This window comes from Mycobacterium sp. NGS61 (assembly GCF_059812325.1).
The window spans coordinates 41,962-61,286 of record NZ_JCALCL010000013.1 but is presented as its reverse complement, the minus strand read 5'-3'; the positions used below and the strand labels follow the sequence as shown (position 1 = coordinate 61,286).

General features: G+C 67.2%; 22 protein-coding genes and 1 pseudogene. 11 read left to right on the top strand and 12 right to left on the bottom strand.

Annotated elements, in window-relative coordinates; genetic code table 11:
* Positions 1-179 precede the first annotated feature (179 nt).
* The 3 genes from dxs to AC5Y3Z_RS22175 all read right to left on the bottom strand — a co-directional run bounded on the left by dxs (position 180) and on the right by AC5Y3Z_RS22175 (position 5,365).
* Entirely contained in the window at positions 180-2,096 is a 1,917-nt protein-coding gene (gene dxs / locus AC5Y3Z_RS22185) for a 1-deoxy-D-xylulose-5-phosphate synthase (RefSeq protein WP_473140055.1), read from the bottom strand.
* A gap of 69 nt (positions 2,097-2,165) precedes the next feature.
* Positions 2,166-3,371, bottom strand: a complete 1,206-nt coding sequence (locus AC5Y3Z_RS22180; RefSeq protein ID WP_473140056.1) for a class I SAM-dependent RNA methyltransferase — start codon at positions 3,369-3,371, stop codon at positions 2,166-2,168.
* Entirely contained in the window at positions 3,368-5,365 is a 1,998-nt protein-coding gene (locus AC5Y3Z_RS22175) for an APC family permease (RefSeq protein WP_463826883.1), read from the bottom strand. Before AC5Y3Z_RS22175 ends, AC5Y3Z_RS22180 begins: the two co-directional genes overlap by 4 nt.
* A gap of 119 nt (positions 5,366-5,484) precedes the next feature.
* Between AC5Y3Z_RS22175 and AC5Y3Z_RS22170 the strand changes: the two genes are divergently transcribed.
* Positions 5,485-6,156, top strand: coding sequence for a potassium channel family protein (locus tag AC5Y3Z_RS22170; protein ID WP_463826884.1), 672 nt, complete (start codon positions 5,485-5,487; stop codon positions 6,154-6,156).
* Positions 6,153-6,827, top strand: coding sequence for a potassium channel family protein (locus AC5Y3Z_RS22165; protein WP_463826885.1), 675 nt, complete (start codon positions 6,153-6,155; stop codon positions 6,825-6,827). The genes AC5Y3Z_RS22170 and AC5Y3Z_RS22165 overlap by 4 nt, the downstream gene beginning before the upstream one ends.
* Here the strand turns inward: AC5Y3Z_RS22165 and AC5Y3Z_RS22160 are convergent.
* Positions 6,824-7,486: a DUF3159 domain-containing protein gene (locus tag AC5Y3Z_RS22160; protein WP_473140057.1), complete on the bottom strand. Its 663-nt coding sequence runs from the start codon at positions 7,484-7,486 to the stop codon at positions 6,824-6,826. The genes AC5Y3Z_RS22165 and AC5Y3Z_RS22160 overlap by 4 nt on opposite strands.
* A gap of 35 nt (positions 7,487-7,521) precedes the next feature.
* Positions 7,522-7,890 (bottom strand): OB-fold nucleic acid binding domain-containing protein, encoded by a 369-nt coding sequence (locus AC5Y3Z_RS22155; protein WP_180918088.1) that lies wholly within the window; start codon positions 7,888-7,890, stop codon positions 7,522-7,524.
* Positions 7,891-8,043: 153 nt separating this feature from the next.
* Between AC5Y3Z_RS22155 and AC5Y3Z_RS22150 the strand changes: the two genes are divergently transcribed.
* Complete coding sequence (locus AC5Y3Z_RS22150) at positions 8,044-8,751, top strand: alpha/beta hydrolase (RefSeq protein ID WP_473140085.1); 708 nt, start codon at positions 8,044-8,046, stop codon at positions 8,749-8,751.
* Here the strand turns inward: AC5Y3Z_RS22150 and AC5Y3Z_RS22145 are convergent.
* Complete coding sequence (locus AC5Y3Z_RS22145) at positions 8,748-9,509, bottom strand: DUF3710 domain-containing protein (protein WP_463826887.1); 762 nt, start codon at positions 9,507-9,509, stop codon at positions 8,748-8,750. The genes AC5Y3Z_RS22150 and AC5Y3Z_RS22145 overlap by 4 nt on opposite strands.
* A gap of 35 nt (positions 9,510-9,544) precedes the next feature.
* Positions 9,545-10,009 carry a dUTP diphosphatase gene (gene dut, locus AC5Y3Z_RS22140; protein ID WP_463826888.1) on the bottom strand — a complete coding sequence of 155 codons (465 nt, stop codon included), beginning with the start codon at positions 10,007-10,009 and terminating at the stop codon, positions 9,545-9,547.
* Between the two features lie 25 nt (positions 10,010-10,034).
* Between dut and AC5Y3Z_RS22135 the strand changes: the two genes are divergently transcribed.
* Positions 10,035-10,514, top strand: coding sequence for a DUF3093 domain-containing protein (locus AC5Y3Z_RS22135; RefSeq protein WP_463826889.1), 480 nt, complete (start codon positions 10,035-10,037; stop codon positions 10,512-10,514).
* 4 nt (positions 10,515-10,518) lie between these two features.
* On the opposite strand, the gene AC5Y3Z_RS22130 is transcribed toward AC5Y3Z_RS22135, so the two are convergent.
* Complete coding sequence (locus AC5Y3Z_RS22130; RefSeq protein ID WP_003899437.1) at positions 10,519-10,821, bottom strand: DUF4193 domain-containing protein; 303 nt, start codon at positions 10,819-10,821, stop codon at positions 10,519-10,521.
* Positions 10,822-11,015: 194 nt separating this feature from the next.
* Here AC5Y3Z_RS22130 and cei point away from each other — a divergent pair, with 194 nt between their 5' ends.
* On the top strand, positions 11,016-11,678 hold the full coding sequence (cei, locus tag AC5Y3Z_RS22125) for an envelope integrity protein Cei (protein WP_463826890.1): 663 nt from the start codon (positions 11,016-11,018) through the stop codon (positions 11,676-11,678).
* A 4-nt stretch (positions 11,679-11,682) separates the two neighbouring features.
* Here cei and AC5Y3Z_RS22120 read toward each other — a convergent pair whose 3' ends face one another.
* Positions 11,683-12,540, bottom strand: a complete 858-nt coding sequence (locus AC5Y3Z_RS22120; RefSeq protein ID WP_473140086.1) for an inositol monophosphatase family protein — start codon at positions 12,538-12,540, stop codon at positions 11,683-11,685.
* A 147-nt stretch (positions 12,541-12,687) separates the two neighbouring features.
* Here AC5Y3Z_RS22120 and ppgK point away from each other — a divergent pair, with 147 nt between their 5' ends.
* Both ppgK and AC5Y3Z_RS22110 read left to right on the top strand, forming a co-directional pair.
* Positions 12,688-13,476, top strand: coding sequence for a polyphosphate--glucose phosphotransferase (gene ppgK / locus AC5Y3Z_RS22115; protein WP_463826892.1), 789 nt, complete (start codon positions 12,688-12,690; stop codon positions 13,474-13,476).
* 177 nt (positions 13,477-13,653) lie between these two features.
* A complete protein-coding gene (locus tag AC5Y3Z_RS22110; protein ID WP_463826893.1) occupies positions 13,654-15,144 on the top strand; it encodes an RNA polymerase sigma factor in 1,491 nt (496 codons plus the stop codon).
* Between the two features lie 237 nt (positions 15,145-15,381).
* On the opposite strand, the gene AC5Y3Z_RS22105 is transcribed toward AC5Y3Z_RS22110, so the two are convergent.
* Positions 15,382-15,621: a hypothetical protein gene (locus AC5Y3Z_RS22105; protein ID WP_473140058.1), complete on the bottom strand. Its 240-nt coding sequence runs from the start codon at positions 15,619-15,621 to the stop codon at positions 15,382-15,384.
* A 122-nt stretch (positions 15,622-15,743) separates the two neighbouring features.
* Entirely contained in the window at positions 15,744-16,127 is a 384-nt protein-coding gene (locus AC5Y3Z_RS22100; protein ID WP_473140059.1) for a DUF952 domain-containing protein, read from the bottom strand.
* A gap of 126 nt (positions 16,128-16,253) precedes the next feature.
* Between AC5Y3Z_RS22100 and AC5Y3Z_RS22095 the strand changes: the two genes are divergently transcribed.
* Positions 16,254-16,439 (top strand): DUF7455 domain-containing protein, encoded by a 186-nt coding sequence (locus AC5Y3Z_RS22095; protein ID WP_055578419.1) that lies wholly within the window; start codon positions 16,254-16,256, stop codon positions 16,437-16,439.
* A 66-nt stretch (positions 16,440-16,505) separates the two neighbouring features.
* On the top strand, positions 16,506-17,483 hold the full coding sequence (locus AC5Y3Z_RS22090) for a YihY/virulence factor BrkB family protein (protein ID WP_473140060.1): 978 nt from the start codon (positions 16,506-16,508) through the stop codon (positions 17,481-17,483).
* Here the strand turns inward: AC5Y3Z_RS22090 and AC5Y3Z_RS22085 are convergent.
* Entirely contained in the window at positions 17,470-17,709 is a 240-nt protein-coding gene (locus AC5Y3Z_RS22085; protein ID WP_463826897.1) for a DUF3039 domain-containing protein, read from the bottom strand. The two genes, AC5Y3Z_RS22090 and AC5Y3Z_RS22085, sit on opposite strands and share 14 nt — an antisense overlap.
* Positions 17,710-17,785: 76 nt before the next feature.
* On the opposite strand from AC5Y3Z_RS22085, the gene AC5Y3Z_RS22080 reads away from it, so the two are divergent.
* Together AC5Y3Z_RS22080 and AC5Y3Z_RS22075 are read left to right on the top strand one after the other, a co-directional pair.
* Positions 17,786-18,199 carry a DUF3099 domain-containing protein gene (locus tag AC5Y3Z_RS22080; protein ID WP_463826898.1) on the top strand — a complete coding sequence of 138 codons (414 nt, stop codon included), beginning with the start codon at positions 17,786-17,788 and terminating at the stop codon, positions 18,197-18,199.
* Positions 18,200-18,344: 145 nt separating this feature from the next.
* Positions 18,345-19,307 (top strand): annotated as a pseudogene (locus AC5Y3Z_RS22075) (sigma-70 family RNA polymerase sigma factor); the annotation flags it as partial.
* Positions 19,308-19,325 lie beyond the last annotated feature (18 nt).

Here is a 19,325-nt window from a genome sequence, read left to right as displayed (position 1 = left end):
CCTCGCTGCCAGGGCTCCACGATGCGCTTCACCCGGAGCATCTTCAAAAGGCCTGCCCGCTGATCCGTCCCGACCGGAAGCAGATCTTCATTGAACAACCACTGCGACCCATTGAGCAATGAAATGGACGACCCAACTCAGCCGCCGACCCAAGATCAGCAGTCTCGTGCAGATGTGTCCTAGTCCAGACGCTCGCTGATCTCGCTCTGCTCCACCGGCGAAACCGCAAGCGCGGCAACCCAACCCGTGATACGCCGGGCCACATCCTGGTCGGTGAGCCCCAGCTCGGCCAGTACCTCGCCGCGGGAGGCGTGGTCGTAAAAGTTCTGCGGCAGCCCGACGTCGCGGCACGGCACGTCGACATCGGCACGGCGCAACGCCGCCGACACCGCCGAACCGACTCCGCCGGCCACTCCGTTGTCCTCCAACGTCACCAGCAGCTTGTGCTGGGTCGCCAGTTCGTGCACCACCTCGGGCACCGGCAACACCCAGCGGGGATCGATCACCGTCACGCCGATGCCCTGCTTGTGCAGACGCTTGGCCACTGACAGTGCCATCGACGCGAACGCGCCCACCGCAACCAGCAGCACATCGGTGTGCAAGCCTGCCGACGGCACGGCCAGCACATCCACCCCGCCCCGTCGCTCGAGGGCCGGAATGTCTTCGCCCACATCACCTTTGGGGAACCTCAGGGCCGTCGGACCGTCGTCGATGTCGAGTGCCTCGGCGAGTTCTTCGCGCAGCCGGGTGGCATCGCGCGGGGCAGCCACCCGCATGCCGGGCACGATGCCCAGGATCGACAGATCCCACATGCCGTTGTGGCTCGGACCGTCGTTGCCGGTGACACCGGCGCGGTCGAGCACCATGGTGACGGGCAGCTTGTGCAACGCCACGTCCATCATGATCTGGTCGAACGCGCGGTTGAGGAACGTCGAATAGATCGCCACCACGGGGTGGATACCGCCCATCGCCAACCCGGCCGCCGACGTCATGGCGTGCTGCTCGGCGATCCCGACGTCGAACAACCGGTCTGGGAAAGCCTCCCCGAAAGCTCTCAGCCCGGTGGGACCGGGCATCGCCGCGGTGATGGCGACGACGTCGCGGCGCCGGTGGCCGATCGCGATCAGTGCCTCGGCGAACGTCGCGGTCCAGCCGGGGCCGGCGATCTTGGTGGCCACCCCGGTAATGGGGTCGATCGGCACCGTGGAATGCATCTGCTCGGCTTCGTCGGCCTCCGCCGGACCGTAGCCCATGCCTTTGCGGGTGACGACGTGCACGATCACCGGGCCGCCGAAACCGCGGGCACTGCGCAGCGCGACCTCCACCGCCCGCTCGTCGTGACCGTCGACCGGTCCGACGTACTTCAACCCGAGGTCGGTGAACAACAGTTGCGGGGCCAGCGAGTCCTTGATGCCGGCTTTGACGCTGTGCATGAAGTGATAGGCGACCTCGCCGACCAGCGGCACCGACCGCATGGCGTTGCGACCGCGCTCGAGCAGCTGTTCGTAAGCCGGCTGCAGCCGCAGGGTGGCCAGATGATCGGCCACGCCACCGATGGTCGGTGCGTAGCTGCGCCCATTGTCGTTGACGACGATGATCACCGGCCGGTTCGAGGCGGCGATGTTGTTCAGCGCCTCCCAGCACATGCCGCCGGTCAGCGCGCCGTCGCCGACGATCGCAACCACGTGCCGGTTACGGTGTCCGGTCAGCTCGAAAGCCTTGGCCAGGCCGTCGGCATAGGACAACGCGGCGCTGGCGTGGCTGGACTCCACCCAGTCGTGTTCACTCTCGGCACGGCAGGGATAACCCGACAGCCCGTCCTTTTTGCGCAGGCTCTCGAAATCCTGGGCCCGCCCGGTCAGCATCTTGTGCACGTAGGCCTGGTGGCCGGTGTCGAAGATGATCGGATCGTGCGGGGAGTCGAAAACCCGGTGCAACGCCAGGGTCAACTCGACGACGCCGAGGTTCGGGCCAAGGTGTCCCCCGGTGGCAGCGACCTTGTGGATCAGGAACTCGCGGATTTCCTGCGCCAGCTCACTCAGCTGCTGTTGGGAGAGGTGCTGCAGATCAGCGGGCCCGCGGATCTTTTCCAGCATCCGGCCAGTCTACGCAGAACTGGCGCTGACCCGCTGCGCCCGAGCGCCGGTACCGCGCCCAAAGCGAGGTCACGACGCTCGCCGGGTCACCAGGGCGATGCACTCCACATGATGGGTCAACGGAAACGCGTCGAACACCTTGATCTTCTCGACGGCATATCCGTGCCCCCGGTACAGACCGATGTCACGCGCGAAAGACGCAGCCTCGCAACCGATGTGCACGATGCGCGGCACGGCGGCCGCGGCCAGCAGGTCGATCACCTCGCGCCCGGCACCCGCGCGCGGCGGATCCAGCACAGCAACGTCGGCGCGCAACTGCTGCGCGGCAAGAGCCCGTCGCACCGAATCGGTGACGACCTCGACCTGCGGCAGGTCGGCCAGCGCGGCCCGCGCCGCGCCCGTGGCTCCCCGCGACGTGTCGACGCTCAGCACCCGGCCCGACTCCCCCACTCCCTCGGCTAGCACCGCCGCGAAGATCCCGGCGCCGCCGTACAGATCCCAGGCAGTCATCCCTGCAGCGGCCGCCGCCCACTCAGCGACCAGGTCGCTGTACACCTGCGCGGCGTCGCGGTGGGACTGCCAGAACGCCGTCACCGGCACCCGCCAGTGCCGGCCGCCCACGCGCTGCACCGCGTGATAGTCGCCTTCGATCACCTTCGAAACGGTGTGTTTGCCCTTCCGCGCGGTGCGCACCAGGTGACGCTGTCCGTCGTCGTCGACGGCCACGTGCAGGTGAGCGGCCGGCGGCCAGTGCGACTCGGCCAGCCCCGCCAGCATCCCCTCGCTCAGTTGCCCGCATCGCAGATCGGTGATGAGTTCGTCGCTGTGATAGCGGTGGAAGCCGGGTCGACCGTCCGCGCCGACGTCGAGCCGGACCCTGGTGCGCCAGCCGGTGACATCGGCATCGGAGACCGGTTCGGCCGCACCCGACCAGTGCTGCCCGCCGAGGCGCTCGAGCTGATTGGCCACCACGGCCGCCTTCAGCGATCGGGCCACCGCCGGCTGCACGAATGCCAGGTCGCAACAACCCGCCCCGTCGGCCCCGGCGATCGGGCACAGCGACCCGATGCGGTCCGCCGACGGCTCGAGCACCTCGACAACCGCTGCGTGACAATAACTTCCGCGATCCGCAGTGACCCGCACCCGAACCCGCTCCCCCGGCAACGCGTAGCGAACGAACACCACCCGGCCCTCATGATGCGCGATGCAGCTGCCGCCGTTCGCGGGTGCCCCGGTGACCAGAACCAGCTCCCCGCAGGCCGATTCGGTGCTCAATCGAAAATGCCCCGGCGCGCATCCCCGGGTGCCGACTGCGGTTGCAACGCTTTGATCCGCTCCGACGACGTCAATTGCCAGGGCACCGACGTCACCATGACGCCGGGCATGAACAGCAACCGGCCCTTGAGTCGTAGCGCACTCTGGTTGTGCAGCAACTGTTCCCACCAGCGCCCCACCACGTACTCCGGGATGAACACCGTCACCACCGTGCGCGGCGACTCCTTGCTGACCCGTTTGACGTATTCCAACACCGGGCCGGTGATTTCACGATAAGGAGAGGCGATCACCTTCAGCGGAACGCTGATGTCGCTCTCCTCCCACTCGCGCTTGAGCTCGCGGGTCTCGTTGTCGTCGACGCTGACCGTGACGGCTTCAAGCACGTCGGGCCGGGTCGCCCGCGCGTAGGCCACCGCGCGCAATGTGGGCAGGTGCAACTTCGACACCAGCACCAGGGCGTGGTTGCGGCTGGGCAACACGATCTCGTCGCCGTGCTCGGCGGCTTCTTCGGCGAGTTCGCGGGTGACCCCGTCGTAGTGGCGGCGGATCAGCTTCATCAGCATGAACAGCAACGCCATGGTGACCAGCGCGATCCAGGCCCCGGCCAGGAATTTGGTGACCATCACCACCAGCAGCACCGTGCCGGTGGCGATGAACCCGATGGTGTTGACCACCCGCGAGCGCATCATCCGTCGGCGCGCCGCCGCGTCGGTCTCGGTGCGCAGCAACCTTGTCCAGTGCCGCACCATGCCGATCTGACTCAACGTGAAGGAAATGAACACCCCGACGATGTAGAGCTGGATCAGCGCACTCAGCTCGGCACGAAACGCGACGATCGCCAGCAGCGCTGAAATGGTGAGAAACCCGATCCCGTTGGAGAACGCGAGCCGGTCCCCGCGGGTGTGGAACTGGCGCGGCAGGTAGCTGTGCTGGGCCAGCACCGAACCGAGCACCGGGAACCCGTTGAACGCGGTGTTGGCCGCCAGCACCAGGATGAGCGCGGTGACAGCGGTGATCACCACGAAGCCGATGTGGAAGTTACCGAAGACCGTTTCCGCGAGTTGGGTGACCAGCGTCTTCTGGTAGTAGCCGGCCGGCGCGCCGGACAGCTGTTCTGCGGGGTCGCTGACCAGCTGGACGCCGATCTTCTTGGCCAGCACGATGATGCCCATCAGCAGCGCGACGGCGATGGCGCCCAGCATCAGCAGCGTGGTCGCCGCGTTCTTCGACTTCGGTTTCTCGAATGCGGGCACCCCGTTGCTGATGGCCTCCACCCCGGTCAGCGCCGCACAACCGGAGGAGAATGCCCGCGCCATCAGGAATACCAGCGCGAATCCGGCGACTTTGCCGTGCTCGGAATGCATCTGGAACCCGGCGGACTCGGCGCGCAACGGGTTACCCAGCACGAAGATCCGGAACAGCCCGTACCCGAGCATGCCGGTCATACCGATGATGAACGCGTAGGTCGGAATGGCGAAGGCGAGTCCGGATTCCCGCACCCCGCGCAGGTTCAGCGCCGTCACGAACAAGATCGCGGCGACGCAGAACCACACCTTGTTCTGCGCCACCATCGGCACCGCCGAGCCGATGTTCGAGATCGCCGATGCCGTCGAAACCGCAACGGTCAGAACATAATCCACCATCAGAGCACTCGCCACGGTCAAGCCGGCGTTGCGGCCCAGATTGGTGGTGACCACCTCGTAGTCGCCGCCGCCGGAGGGGTAGGCGTGCACGTTCTGCCGGTAGCTGGCCACCACGACCAGCATGACCGCGGCCACCGCGAGCCCGATCCACGGCGACAGCGAGTACGCCGCCAGGCCGCCCACCGAAAGCATCAGAAAGACCTCTTCGGGGGCGTATGCCACCGACGACAGCGCGTCCGAGGCGAACACCGGCAGCGCGATCCGCTTCGGCAGCAGCGTGTGGCTGAGCCGGTCGCTGCGAAACGGCCGGCCGATCAGCAATCGGCGCGCAGCGGTTGAAAGTTTGGACACGAGAGCCAAGAGTAAGCCCACGCGGGTTTGGCGGTAGCGTTCCCTAGGACCCGAATCGGTTGCCGACGTCGGTCACCGATCAGTTGCGACACGCAGTACTCAACCGAAAGGACCTCGGAGTGCGGGTGGTTGTGATGGGGTGCGGCCGGGTGGGCTCTTCGGTGGCAGACGGCCTGTCCCGCATCGGCCATGATGTCGCGGTCATCGACCGCGACAGTGCCGCGTTCAACAGGCTCAGTCCCGAATTCGCCGGCGAGCGGGTGCTCGGCCAGGGTTTCGACCGGGATGTGCTGCTGCGCGCGGGCATCGAGGGGGCCGACGCGTTCGCGGCGGTGTCCTCCGGTGACAACTCGAACATCATTTCGGCGCGGCTGGCCCGCGAGACCTTCGGGGTACGACGGGTGGTCGCCCGGATCTACGACGCCAAACGCGCCGAGGTCTACGAGCGCCTCGGCATCCCGACGATCGCCACCGTGCCGTGGACCACCGATCGACTGCTCAACGCCTTGACGCAGGAGACCGAGACCGCCAAGTGGCGAGATCCCACCGGCACCGTCGCCGTCGCCCAGGTGGTCCTGCACGAAGACTGGGTGGGCCATCGCGCCACCGATCTGGAGCAGGCCACCGGCGCGCGGGTCGCGTTCCTGATCCGCTTCGGCACCGGCGTGCTGCCCGAACCCAAGACGGTGCTGCAGGCCGGCGACCAGGTCTACGTGGCCGCGATCTCCGGTCGCGCCGCCGAAGCGGTGGCCATTGCGGCGCTGCCACCGAGTGAGGATCTGGACAAGTGAAAGTCGCCGTCGCCGGAGCGGGTGCCGTCGGCCGTTCGGTCACCCGCGAACTCGTCGCCAACTCGCACGACGTGACCCTGATCGAACGCAACGTGGACCATCTGGACACCGACGCCATCCCGGCCGCGCACTGGCTGCTGGGTGACGCCTGCGAACTGAGCCTGCTCGAGCAGATGCACCTCGAAGACTTCGACGTCGTGGTCGCCGCGACCGGCGACGACAAGGTCAACGTGGTGCTCAGCCTGCTGGCCAAGACCGAGTTCGCGGTGCCCCGGGTGGTGGCGCGGGTCAACGACCCACGCAACGAGTGGCTGTTCACCGACGCCTGGGGTGTGGACGTGGCGGTGTCCACTCCGCGCATGCTGGCCTCGCTGATCGAGGAGGCCGTCGCCGTCGGCGATCTGGTGCGGCTGATGGAGTTCCGCAAAGGCCAGGCCAACCTGGTCGAGATCACCCTGCCCGACGACACCCCCTGGGGCGGCAAGGCGGTGCGTAAGTTGCAACTACCCCGCGACGCCGCGCTGGTGACCATCCTGCGCGGACCGCGGGTGATCGTGCCGCAGGGCGACGAACCCCTGGAAGGCGGGGACGAGCTGCTGTTCGTCGCGGTCACCGAGGTCGAGGAGGAACTGCGGTCGCTGTTGCTGCCGGCGAGTGATCGCGTCGATTAGTCCAGGACGGCTTTGTCGATCGCGGCTGCGTCCACGTCGTCCTGCGTGCTGCCGCCCTGCCCGGTGGCCCGCAGCACGGCCTTGATCGCCACGTAGGTCACCAGCGCCGCCAGCCCGGTCAGCGGCCAGCCCATCGCGATGCGGGTCGCCCCGAGCCAGCCGGTCTTGCCCAGTTCGTAGAGATGCCCCTGCACGCCGAACCGCGCGACGAACACCACCGTCCAGCACAGGGTGGCCAGGTCGAACGCGTGAACCGCTCGCGGCACCGCACGCCAGCTGTTGTCGCGACCGCTGGCCCAGCTCCACAGATAACCCACCACGGGCCGCCGGATCAGGATCGACACCGCGAACACCACCGCCCACGCCAACGACATCCAGATGCCGAGCAGGAAATAGCCCTTGGACTGGCCGACCAGATAGGCGATCAGCGCGCAGATGGCGACCCCGAAAAAGCCGGACAGGGCCGGTTGCACCGAATCCCGGCGAAGCAGCCGCCAACCCAGGATCAGAACAGCGGCTCCCAGCGCGGCGCAGATCGCGGGCAGCAGCCCGGCGATGCTGGATACGATCACGAACGTCAGCACCGGCATGGACGAGTAGATCAGACCGCTGATGCCACCGGCCTGTACCAGCAGGCGCGCGGCCTTGTTGTCGCTCACGGGAGATCGGGGCGTCGCGGCGTGGGGCGGCCGCGTCACCGCTGAATTTCGTAGTGCGGGTTGTAAATAGCTTTCGTTCCGTTCTCCAGCTTGCCCAGGCGACCACGTACCCGCAGGGTGCGTCCGGAGTCGATGCCGGGGATGCGTCGCTGACCCAGCCACACCAGCGTCACCGTGTCGCTGCCGTCGAACAGTTCCGCGCGGACTCCGCCCGAGCAGCCCTTGCCGTTGGTCTCGACGCTGCGCAGCGTGCCCACCATGGTGACCTCCTGGCCGCGCTGGCAGTCGATGGCGCGCTGCGCGCCGGTATTGAGGACTTCGTCGGAAAGTTCTTCGACGTCGCGCTGCTCCGGGTCCTCCGTCAACCGACGGGTGAGCCGGCGTAGATACCCTTGGGCCCCCATGGCCACTCCTGACAATTCGACGTCGTTAGGGATGCCTCTTGCCGACAACATTCCACTATGCCAACGGTCACCGTAGACCTGTTGGTTCCCGCACGCCACATGGCTGAAACCACCGATATCCGGTCACCAGTCGGCACCGGGCACTATGAGGAGGTGGCTGTCGATCTGCGCGGTGTCACCACCGTGTTGCTGCCTGGCACCGGGTCCGACGATAACTACGTCGACCGGGCCTTTTCCGGTCCGCTGCGACGCGCCGGTGCGGTGTTGGTCACACCTGAGCCGCAGCCGCACCGGCTGGTCGAGGGTTACCTGGCCGCCCTGGACTCCGCGGCTGACGGCGGCCGGGCGATAGGGGTCGGCGGCGTGTCCATCGGCGCTGCGGTGGCGGCCGCCTGGGCGCTGGCCCACCCGCAGCGCACGGTGGCGGTGCTGGCCGCGTTGCCGCCGTGGAACGGGGACTCCAGCTCGGCACCGGCCGCACACGCCGCGCGCTACACCGCCGCGCAGTTGCGCCGCGACGGTCTGGCGGCGACGACGGCGCAGATGCGCGCGTCCAGCCCGGCGTGGTTGGCCGATGAACTGGCCCGGTCCTGGCGGGCGCAGTGGCCGGCGCTGCCCGACGCGATGGAGGAGGCGGCCGGCTACACAGCGCCCAGCACCGCGGAGTTGGCCCGCCTGGTCCCGCCGCTGGGTGTGGCGGCCGCAGTCGACGACCCGATCCACCCGCTGCAGGTGGCCGCCGACTGGGTCAGCGCGGCCCCGCGCGCGGCGCTGCGCACAGTGACCCTGCAGGAGATGGGGGCCGACACGGCCGCGCTGGGTACGGCCTGCCTGGCCGCGCTCGTCGCGGTGGGGCGCTAGCCGCCGGTGATCGTGCTGCGCAGCTGCTGCATCGCGGACCCTTCAGCGCTACGACGCGCCACCGGCTCGTCGGACGGCGTGTCATCCGGCGCCGGGTCGGGCGCCGGCTGCTGGGCCGCGGCGGCGGCCTCCCGCAGCTGCTCCACCATCGGTTCGGGTAGTTGCACCGGCAGCGGCGTGCGCACCGGCAGCGGCGTGTCCCCGCGGCGAACCACGGTGTCGGTCAACGCCGCACGTGCCTCGTCGGTCAGCGCATCGATGGTTTCGTGCGGTCCGTTGACCACGCACCGGATCATCCAGCGGTATCCGTCCACGCCGATGAAACGGACCACCCCGGAGGCGGTGCCGACCACCTCGCGGCCCCACGGGCCGTCCTTGATGGAGACCTTCGCCGAGTCTTTGCGGAGGGATTCGGCGAGTTCGGCGGCCACTTCACGCCACAGCCCGGGGCTTTTCGGCGCCGCGTAGGCCGCGATGGTGAAACGCCCGTTGGGCGTGACGACCCACACGGCGCTGGGCACCCCGGTCTCGGTGAGCTCGACCTGCACCTGGCCCGCCGCCGGCATCGGGATCAGCACCGAGCCCAGGTCCAACCGGGCCACCTCGGCCGCGGCCGGGTCGTCGAAGTCCTCGATGTCGAACGGACCCTCGAGTTCCTCGCCGGACTCGTCGTCGGCGACGAGATCGTCGACCGCGACGGTGTCCTCGTCGGCCGGCCCGCCCGCCGTGGCGCCCTTGCGTCTACCGAATGCAGCCATCTGCGCCGCCCCTTCTCATCGCCACGTCCCCGCTGTCACAGACTCGCATGTCCGCCCGACGAACCGTGGCCGCCTTCGCCACGTGAGGTGGCGGCCAGCCCGGCCTCGTCGAACGACGACACCTCGACCAACTCGACCAGCTCGACCCGCTGCACCAACAACTGCGCGATGCGGTCGCCTCGGTGCACCACGATCGGCGTGGTGGGGTCCAGGTTGATCAGCGCGACCTTGATTTCGCCACGATAGCCCGCGTCGATGGTCCCGGGACTGTTCACGATGGAAAGTCCCACCCGCGAGGCCAGCCCGGACCGCGGGTGCACCAACCCGACCATGCCGAGCGGGATCGCGACCGCCACGCCCGTCGGTACCAGCGCCCGGTGTCCGGGGGCCAGCTCGACGTCCTCGGCGCTGAACAAATCCACGCCGGCGTCGCCCTCGTGGGCGCGGCTGGGCAACGGGAGCCCCCGGTCGAGACGGACGATGGCCAGAGTGTTCGACACGGGGGCACAGATTACCCTTGACCGCGTGTCCGATACCCGCCACGTCGCGCCGCAGAGCGTGCGGTATCGCGAGCGGCTGTGGGTGCCGTGGTGGTGGTGGCCACCGGGTTTCGCGCTGGCGGCGCTCATCGCAGCCGAAGTCAACGTCGGTGTGCGGTCCCTGCCCGACTGGCTGCCCTTCGTCACGCTGTTCGCGGTGGCCGTCGGAACGCTGCTGTGGCTGGGCCGCGTCGAGGTGCGCATCGTCGCCGGGGCCGACGGGGTCGAGCTGTGGGCCGGCGACGCCCACCTGCCGGTCACCGTGATCTGCCGATCCGCGGCGATTGCGCGTAGCGCCAAGTCAGCGGCATTGGGCCGCCAACTCGATCCGGCGGCTTACGTGGTGCACCGGGCCTGGATCGGCCCCATGGTCCTGTTGGTTCTCGACGATCCCGACGACCCGACGCCGTATTGGTTGGTGAGTTGTCGTCACCCCGAGCGGGTCCTCTCGGCCCTGCGGAGCTGAACCGTCAGGCCGCGCAGTCGGTACAGATCATCACGCCGTTCTTCTCGCTGGCGAGACGGCTGCGGTGCTGCACCAAAAAGCAACTCGAGCAAGTGAACTCGTCGGCCTGCTTGGGTACCACGCGCACCGACAACTCTTCGCCGGACAAATCGGCGCCAGGCAGTTCGAAGGACTCGGCGGACTCGGATTCGTCGACGTCGACCACCGCCGACGCGGCCTCGTTCCGTCGCGCTTTGAGTTCCTCCAGCGAGTCCTCAGAGACGTCGTCGGTCTCGGTGCGTCGTGGAGCGTCGTAGTCGGTAGGCATGGTCTTCTCCCCGTCCTGTCCCCTCGGAGCTCTCACAAAGTTCAAGCAACGCTTTGTACCAGCGTCGAACGCGTGCACCAAATGATTCGTGCCCGTATTGCGGCGGAATAGAGTGTGATATGCGTCACACCGAGGGATTAACCCGGGTAGTCGGCCTTAAACGGGTGCGTTCCCGGTGCGATTAGAGTGCATGTGTGGTTGCACACATTACCGAAGGCACCGCCTTCGATAAGCACGGCCGGCCGTTCCGGCGCCGCAACCCCCGCCCTGCCATCATCGCGGTGATCTTCCTGGTAGTGGTGACGGGCGTGGTGTGGACGGTCGCGCTGACCCGCCCGACCGACGTCCGTGAGGCGACCGTGTGCAACCCGCCCCCGGAGCCGACGGGCACGGCAGCCACCGCCGGTCCGACCAAGCTCGGTGAGCAGGTGTCCCGGACCGACATGATCGATGTGGCACCGGCCAAACTCGCCGAAACCAAGGTGCGCGTGCTCAACGCGAGTGGACGTGGCGGTCAGGCCGGCGACATCGCGGGGGCCCTGCAGGATCTCGGCTTCGCGCAACCAGCCGCGAGCAACGATCCGATCTACGCGGGCACCCGCCTGACCTGTCAGGGTCAGATTCGATTCGGCACCGCCGGGCAGGCCACCGCAGCTGCGCTCTGGCTGGTCGCGCCCTGCACCGAGTTGTTCCGCGACAGCCGCGGCGACGACTCCGTCGACCTCGCCCTGGGCACCGACTTCAACTCGCTGGCCCACAACGACGACATCGACGCCGTGCTGGCGACCTTGCGCCCCGGGGCCACCGAACCGGCGGATCACACGCTGCTGGCCAAGATTCACTCCAACAGCTGCTGAGCCCTCAGTCCAGCGGTTCCAGTCCGCCCGCCTGTCCCAGCGCCCCCAGCAGGGCCTCGGCGATCCCGGGCGCAGCCGCGACCACCACGCCGGCACCGCTGACGTCGGGCGCCGGCAACACCACCCGCGCGCCGGCCTCCGCGGCGATCAACGCACCCGCGGCCTGGTCCCACACCTGCAGCCCGTGTTCGTAGTAGGCGTCCAACCGGCCTGAGGCGACCATGCACAGGTCCAGCGCCGCCGAACCGACCCGACGCACGTCGCGCACCACCGGCAGTATCTGGGCGAGCAACGCGGCTTGTCGGACCCGTCGCCGGGGCGAGTACCCGAACCCGGTCCCCAGCAGCGCCATCGACAGGTCGCCGACATCGGTGCATCGCAGTGCGCGCGCCCCGCCCTCGCCGGTGACGTGCGCCCCGAGGCCCCGGCCCGCCGAATACACTTGTTTCGCAACGACATCGGCGACCGCACCGGCCACCGACACGCCGCCCACCTGAGCGGCGACCGAGACGGCGTAAGCCGGGATGCCGTAGACGAAATTCACCGTCCCGTCGATCGGGTCCAGCACCCAGGTGACCGCGTCGGCCGGGGCAGCGCTCAGATCCGCCGGCCCGCCGCCCTCCTCCCCGAGAATCGGGTCACCGGGCCGCAGCTGTGCCAGCCGTTCCCGCAGCAGCCGTTCGGTGTCGGTGTCGGCGACGGTGACCGGGTCGGTCGGAGTGGTCTTGGCGCGTACGGTGCCACGGCCGGCGCCCGATCCGCCGCCGAACACCTCGACCCGTCGACGGCGCACGAACGCGGCCGCCTCGGCCGCCAGCGCTGCGGCCACCGAGCGCAGCTCTGCGATCTCATCGAGGGCCAAATCGGGCGGAGTCACCGCTCTATCGCATCACACAGCGACTTCTCGCCGCTCTGAGGCGACTTCCCAACTGCCCCAACCCGCCTCACCGCGCCGGCCCCGGATGGTCGCTAAGGTGAGCGAACCACCCAGTCTCGCCGAGGAGATCCGATGACCAGCACCGTCCCTGGGACCGACACCGCCACCGGACAACGTCGAGGGTTCGGTGTCGACGTCGGTGGCAGTGGCATCAAGGGTGCGGTGGTCGATCTGGACACCGGCGCGTTGATCGGCGACCGGATCAAATTGCTCACCCCGCAACCGGCCACCCCCGCGGCGGTCGCCAAGACCATCGCGGAGGTCGTCAACGGATTCGGGTGGACCGGCCCGCTCGGGGTGACCTACCCCGGAGTGGTCACGCACGGGATCGTGCAGACCGCGGCCAATGTGGACAAAGCCTGGATCGGGACCAACGCGCGCGACGTGATCAGCGCCGCGCTCGACGGCCAGGACGTCACCATCCTCAACGACGCCGATGCGGCAGGTCTGGCCGAGGAACGCTACGGCGCCGGTCGGGGCCACGAGGGCCTGGTCGTGTTGCTCACCTTCGGAACAGGTATCGGTTCAGCGGTGATCCACAACGGGAAACTGATCCCGAATACCGAATTCGGTCACCTCGAGGTCGGTGGGAAAGAGGCCGAACAGCGGGCTGCGTCGTCGGTCAAGGAAAAGAACGGGTGGACCTACGAGAAGTGGACCAAACAGGTGACCAGAGTCTTGGTCGCCATCGAGAACGCCATCTGGCCCGACCTGTTCATCGCCGGCGGTGGGATCAGCCGTAAGGCCGACAAATGGGTGCATCTGCTGGAGAACCGCACCCCGGTGGTGCCCGCCACCCTGCAGAACACCGCCGGGATCGTCGGCGCGGCCATGGCAGCGACCAGGGACGTGACACACTGATTTTCGCTGCCGGGCAAGTAGCAGGTCCCGGTGAAGTTACAATGGTCGTCGGCGGCCGCCCAAACCGATAGCGCGCGATACTCACGCTGATATCAAACGCCGACATTCGACATAGCAGACACTTTCGGTCAACCATGCCCAGACCCACCGGAAGTGCGTCCGACCGAAGGGGTGTATGTGGCAGCGACGAAGGCTACTCCGGCGACTGATGAGCCGGTGAAACGCACCGCCACGAAGGCTCCCGCCAAGCGCACCGCGGCCAAGGCCGCCAACGGAACCGCGCCCGCCAAGCGGGCCACCAAGGCCGGCGCGCACGAAACAGACGGTGAGGCCCCCAAGAAGGCCCGGGCCAAGGCCGCTGCGAAAGCCCCGGCCCGCGGTGCGGCGAAGGCGAAAGACGCCGACGACGTCTCGACCGACACCGTCGGCTCCGAGGCCGCTGAGGAACTCGACACCGACATCGACGTCGAACCCGGCGAAGACCTCGAACTCGATGCCGCCGACCTCGTTCTCGACGAGCTGGAAGTCGACGAGACGCCCGAAGAAGAGGACGCCGTGATCGACCCGGCCGACGCCGAGGCCGAGGACGGCGAGCCCGTAGTCGTGGTCGAGTCCACCGCGGCGGCCGCCGAGGACGAAGAAGACATCGCCGAACCCACCGAGAAGGACAAGGCGTCGGGGGATTTCGTCTGGGACGAAGACGAGTCCGAGGCGCTGCGGCAGGCGCGCAAAGATGCCGAGCTCACCGCGTCCGCCGACTCGGTCCGCGCCTACCTCAAGCAGATCGGCAAAGTAGCGCTGCTGAACGCTGAGGAAGAAGTCGAGCTGGCCAAGCGCATCGAGGCCGGTCTGTACGCCACCCAGTTGATGGTGGAGTTGACCGACCGCGGCGAAAAGCTGCCCGCCGCCCAGCGCCGCGACATGATGTGGATCTGTCGCGACGGCGACCGCGCGAAAAACCATCTGCTGGAAGCCAACCTCCGTCTGGTGGTGTCGCTGGCCAAGCGTTACACCGGCCGCGGCATGGCTTTCCTGGACCTCATCCAGGAAGGCAACCTGGGCTTGATCCGCGCGGTGGAGAAGTTCGACTACACCAAGGGCTACAAGTTCTCCACCTACGCGACGTGGTGGATCCGCCAGGCCATCACCCGCGCCATGGCCGACCAGGCCCGCACCATCCGTATCCCGGTGCACATGGTCGAGGTGATCAACAAGCTGGGCCGTATCCAGCGCGAGCTGCTGCAGGACCTGGGCCGCGAGCCCACCCCTGAAGAGCTGGCCAAGGAAATGGACATCACGCCGGAGAAGGTGCTGGAGATCCAGCAGTACGCCCGGGAGCCGATCTCGCTGGACCAGACCATCGGCGACGAGGGCGACAGCCAACTCGGGGACTTCATCGAGGACAGCGAAGCCGTCGTCGCGGTCGATGCCGTTTCCTTCACCCTCCTGCAAGATCAGCTGCAGTCGGTGCTGGACACGCTGTCCGAGCGCGAGGCAGGCGTGGTGCGGCTGCGGTTCGGTCTCACCGACGGCCAGCCGCGCACGTTGGACGAGATCGGGCAGGTCTACGGCGTCACCCGCGAGCGGATCCGCCAGATCGAGTCCAAGACGATGTCCAAGCTGCGCCACCCGAGTCGCTCGCAGGTCCTGCGCGACTACCTGGACTGAGCGACCTACCGGCGCAATCCGGGTTATCAGCATCATCGTCGCGCCTCAAGAGTCCGGCTTGCCGAAGGCGCCGCCAGGAATGCGGGCGGTCGAGTGCCGGCGAGGCACTGGCGCCCGCGCTGATCATTGACTCCCGGCCAACAATGCCCGGACGGTATGCAGCCCGAAGGTGGTATCGCCTGGAGGTCTAGGGGCGATCGAGGCCGTCGTGGCCGATAGTTGTTCGGCCGTCCTGATTCATAATGGAAACGCTCTGCCCTGGGCCGCCGCAATTCTGCCGCCGCTGGCTTGCATCAACGCATTTCCGCCATTGCCACCCTGCGCGGTGTTAGTGTTCCCCGCTCCGCCGTTACCGCCGTGAGCAGTGCCGCCGGTGATCTTCGCTGAAGCGTCGGTCGCGTTGATCGAAGCGGTGCCGCCCGCGCCGCCCGCGCCACCGCTTGCGGTGGCGGCACACGAGGCAGGCAGGAGACTCATGCGATTCGTAGATGCAGTGAAGTTATCCGCCTCGTGGAGCTCAAGCCCTCGAAATCGCCAAAACAATCACAGCTGGTTGACATTCTCGAGCGTTGTTACGCGTTGGCGTATCGGCGCTTATCTCAATTGCACCGTCGAGTGCGGTCTACTTGACTCGGTAGGGCCGCGAACGCGCCGTCTTCTCCGGGCGGGTACGGCACGACCCGAAGCACGGATTGCACCGGCAGCGGGCCGTACAGATGTGGAAAAAGCATCGCCTCTGGATCGGTCGGGACCCCCGGCTCCCACCGCACCGGCGCGTCCAGCGACGCGGCATCGAGGTGGAGCAGGACGAGGTCGCGACGACCGCGATAGAGGCGGGTCGCCGGCAGGTGCACTTGGTCGATTCTGGACAGGTGGACGAAGCCGTCGGCGGGATCCGGAAGGATCGCCCCCTGCTCGCGGGCGGCCGTCCACTCCGCTGCGGAACACAACCGCACCAGCCGTTCGTTGGCCTGGTGAAACACGTTGATTACGGTGCCCGATTTTGGGGCAAATATGCGTGAGAAACGACACACCCAATAACGGTCGGGGAACAAGGCAAAAACTCCGAACGTCTGACAGAGTGAATTTATCGCCAGAACGGAGGAGCCATGAACGCAACTCTGACCAGTCCCGAGCTCACTCGGGCAGACCGCTGCGATCGCTGCGGTGCCGCGGCTCGGGTGCGCGCCAAGCTTCCTTCGGGGGCTGAGCTCCTCTTTTGCCAGCACCACGCCAACAAGCACGAAGCCAAGTTGGCTGAGCTTGCCGCGGTGCTCGAGGTCAGCGGCCAGTAATTTGCCGTCGAACTCGCCCGGCCTAATGCCGACCGGGCGAGGGGTCATCGGTAATGCTGGACGGATATGAGTGAGCAGGGTTCCACGCACGCCCGCCATCACGTCTGGCAAATAAGCCGTAGGACACTGTCCAAGGCTTGGGATGACTCGATTTTCTCGGAATCCGCCGAAGCCGGCTTCTGGACCTGTCTCTCGACGCCGCCACTGCTGCTGGGCATCTTGGGCACCTTGGCCTGGGTGGCTCCCCTCTTCGGGGAGGACACCTTGTCCTCGATCATCAAGAGCATTCTGTCCACGGCCCGGAACTTCTTCTCCCCCAACGTCGTAGACCAGATCATCGAACCGACCATCCGCGATATCACGGGTATCGCCGGCGGCGAGGTGGCCTCCGTCGGATTTCTGATCTCGTTGTGGGCGGGATCGTCGGCGATCTCGTCGTTCGTCGACGCCATCGTGGAGGCGCACGACCAGACCCCGCTGCGTCATCCCGTCCGACAGCGGTTCTTCGCGCTGTTTCTGTACCTGATGATGTTGCTGTTCGTGGTGGTGACCGCGCCGGTCGCGGTCGTCGGCCCCCGCAAAGTCAGTGAACATATTCCGGAAGGCACCCAGAATCTATTGCACTACGGCTACTACCCGGCCCTGATTCTGGGCCTGATGGCCGGGGTGACGGTGCTGTATCGGGTGGCACTGCCGGTCCCGCTGCCGACACACCGGCTGATACCCGGAACAGTGCTGGCGACAGTGGTTTTCGCGGTCGCCACCCTGGGCCTACGGCTGTATCTCAGTTGGATCGGCAGCACCGGCTACACCTACGGCGCACTCGCCACACCGATCGCGTTCCTGCTGTTCGCGTTCTTCGGGGGCTTCTCGATCATGATCGGGGCCGAACTCAATGCCGCGCTGCAGGAGGAATGGCCGGCGCCTGCGACGCACGCCCACCGGCTGCGCAAGTGGCTGGTCCATCGCACTTCGTCCATGACCGGCACCACCGATGCGGCGCCGCCACAGTCCGCGGACGACGCAGGGGTCAGCCCTTCTTGAGCCGCTCGTAGATCTGCTTGCAGTCGGGGCACACCGGCGAACCCGGCTTGGCCGCCTTGGTCACCGGAAACACCTCGCCGCACAACGCCACAACATGATTGCCCATAACCGCGCTCTCAGCGATCTTGTCCTTCTTGACGTAGTGGAAGAACTTCGGCGTATCGCTGCCGGTCCCGTCATCGGCGCGTTCGTCGGCGTCAGTGCGCTCAATCGTCTGGGTCTCCATGACCTACATTGTGCATCCTGACCCGCAGCGGGACACCGGGAAACCGCGATCGGCTCAGGTGTGCCACAGTGGAGGAATGAAGCGCGGCCCCGAGCTGAGTTTCGACGACTTCGATGAACACGGTCGCCCGGTACTTATCACCGCTGCTGCACCCTCCTACGAGGTGCAGCACCGGGCGCGTGTGCGGAAATACCTGACGATCATGTCGTTTCGGATTCCGGCGCTGATCCTGGCCGCCCTTGCCTACGGCGCCTGGCACAACGGTCTGATCTCGCTGCTGATCGTCGCCGCTTCCATACCGCTGCCGTGGATGGCAGTCCTAATCGCCAACGACCGGCCGCCGCGCAGCCCGGACGAACCCCGCCGCTTCGAACAGACGAGGCGCCGTACGCCGTTGTTCCCGACTGCCGAGCGGCCGGCTCTGGCGCCACGGCCGCACCCGACGCCGGAACCGGACTGGCGGACGGTCGAGCCCGACGGTTCCGAGTAACCGTCCACTCGCGCCACTTCTCAGGACATTCTCAGGTCACAAGCGCATTCCCGCACGTCACGGGGTGTGAGATGACGACCTCGTGGGAACTCTCGATGCGGGCTTCTCGTTAACCACATGAACAAGACAAGCCAACCGGGAGGGCGCAATGGCACATGCCACCACAGGCCGATTTGACGGCGATTTGGATGCTCAGAGCCCAGCTGCGGACCTGGTGCGTGTATATCTGAACGGCATCGGCAAGACGGCGTTGCTCAACGCCGCCGACGAAGTCGAGTTGGCCAAGCGCATCGAGGCCGGACTGTACGCCGAGCACCTGCTGGCAACTCGGAAGCGCCTGGGCGAGAACCGAAAACGCGATCTGGCTGCGGTGGTGCGGGACGGGCAGGCGGCTCGGCGCCACCTGTTGGAAGCGAACCTGCGGCTGGTGGTTTCGCTGGCCAAGCGCTACACCGGTCGGGGAATGCCGCTGCTGGACCTCATCCAGGAAGGCAACCTCGGCCTGATCCGCGCGATGGAAAAGTTCGACTACACAAAGGGTTTCAAGTTCTCGACGTACGCCACCTGGTGGATCCGTCAGGCGATCACCCGCGGCATGGCCGACCAGAGCCGCACCATCAGGCTGCCGGTTCACCTGGTGGAGCAGGTCAACAAGTTGGCGCGGATCAAGCGGGAGATGCACCAGAATCTGGGTCGTGAGGCGACCGACGAGGAACTGGCCGCCGAGTCCGGCATTGCCGTTGAAAAGATCAACGACCTGCTCGAGCACAGCCGCGACCCGGTGAGCCTGGACATGCCGGTCGGGTCGGAAGAGGAAGCCCCGCTTGGTGATTTCATCGAGGACGCCGAGGCTATGTCCGCCGAGAACGCGGTGATCGCCGAATTGCTGCACACCGACATCCGCAGTGTGCTGGCCACTCTCGACGAGCGCGAGCACCAGGTGATCAGGTTGCGCTTCGGACTCGATGACGGCCAGCCCCGCACGCTGGACCAGATCGGCAAGTTGTTCGGCCTGTCCCGCGAGCGGGTCCGGCAAATCGAGCGGGATGTGATGTGCAAGCTGCGTCACGGCGAACGAGCTGATCGGCTGCGGTCGTACGCCAGCTGAGGTACGAATTCGCTCGTT

Coding starts and splice junctions, on each gene's coding strand:
- dxs (WP_473140055.1), bottom strand. CDS start 2,096: ATGCTGGAAAAGATCCGCGGGCCCGCTGATCTGCAGCACCTCTCCCAA.
- AC5Y3Z_RS22155 (WP_180918088.1), bottom strand. CDS start 7,890: ATGGGGGCCCAAGGGTATCTACGCCGGCTCACCCGTCGGTTGACGGAG.
- AC5Y3Z_RS22145 (WP_463826887.1), bottom strand. CDS start 9,509: ATGGCTGCATTCGGTAGACGCAAGGGCGCCACGGCGGGCGGGCCGGCC.
- AC5Y3Z_RS22130 (WP_003899437.1), bottom strand. CDS start 10,821: ATGCCTACCGACTACGACGCTCCACGACGCACCGAGACCGACGACGTC.
- ppgK (WP_463826892.1), top strand. CDS start 12,688: ATGACCAGCACCGTCCCTGGGACCGACACCGCCACCGGACAACGTCGA.
- AC5Y3Z_RS22105 (WP_473140058.1), bottom strand. CDS start 15,621: ATGAGTCTCCTGCCTGCCTCGTGTGCCGCCACCGCAAGCGGTGGCGCG.
- AC5Y3Z_RS22095 (WP_055578419.1), top strand. CDS start 16,254: ATGAACGCAACTCTGACCAGTCCCGAGCTCACTCGGGCAGACCGCTGC.
- AC5Y3Z_RS22090 (WP_473140060.1), top strand. CDS start 16,506: ATGAGTGAGCAGGGTTCCACGCACGCCCGCCATCACGTCTGGCAAATA.
- AC5Y3Z_RS22085 (WP_463826897.1), bottom strand. CDS start 17,709: ATGGAGACCCAGACGATTGAGCGCACTGACGCCGACGAACGCGCCGAT.
- AC5Y3Z_RS22080 (WP_463826898.1), top strand. CDS start 17,786: ATGAAGCGCGGCCCCGAGCTGAGTTTCGACGACTTCGATGAACACGGT.